Annotated in this window: 1 protein-coding gene; it reads left to right on the plus strand. The window is 70.7% G+C overall.

Annotated features, from left to right (window positions below; all coding sequences use genetic code 11):
* Nucleotides 1-764 (plus strand): AMP-binding protein (locus tag V2S66_RS34335; RefSeq protein WP_330801029.1); only part of this gene is annotated, 764 nt, incomplete at both ends.

Here is a 764-nt window from a genome sequence, read left to right on the forward strand (position 1 = left end):
CCGGACACCCCGCACCAGGGCCGGTTCTGGGAGATCGTCCAAAAGTACGGGGTGACGATCCTCTACACCGCGCCGACCGCGATCCGCACCTTCATGAAGTGGGGCGAGGACATCCCGGCGAGGTTCGACCTGTCCTCGCTGCGGGTCCTGGGCAGCGTCGGGGAGCCGATCAACCCCGAGGCGTGGATGTGGTACCGCGAGCACATCGGCGCCGGCACCACCCCGATCGTCGACACCTGGTGGCAGACCGAGACCGGCGCGATGATGATCAGCCCGCTGCCCGGGGTCACCGCGACCAAGCCCGGCTCCGCGCAGACCCCGCTGCCCGGCATCGCCGCCACCGTCGTGGACGACGAGGCCCGCGAGGTCCCCGACGGCTCCGGCGGCTACCTGGTGCTGACCGAGCCGTGGCCCTCGATGCTGCGGACCATCTGGGGCGACGACCAGCGCTACATCGACACCTACTGGTCGCGTTTCCCCGGGCGCTACTTCGCCGGCGACGGCGCGAAGAAGGACCAGGACGGCGACATCTGGCTGCTCGGCCGGGTCGATGACGTCATGCTCGTCTCCGGCCACAACATCTCCACCACCGAGGTGGAGTCCGCGCTGGTCTCCCACCCCAAGGTCGCCGAGTCCGCGGTCGTCGGCGCCACCGACGCCACCACCGGCCAGGCCATCGTGGCGTTCGTCATCCTGCGCGGCACCGCCCACGACAGCGACGACCTCGCCGCCGACCTGCGCGACCACGTCAGCAAGACCCTCGG

The organism is Actinacidiphila polyblastidii, assembly GCF_036353415.1.
Taxonomy (GTDB): domain Bacteria; phylum Actinomycetota; class Actinomycetes; order Streptomycetales; family Streptomycetaceae; genus Actinacidiphila; species Actinacidiphila polyblastidii.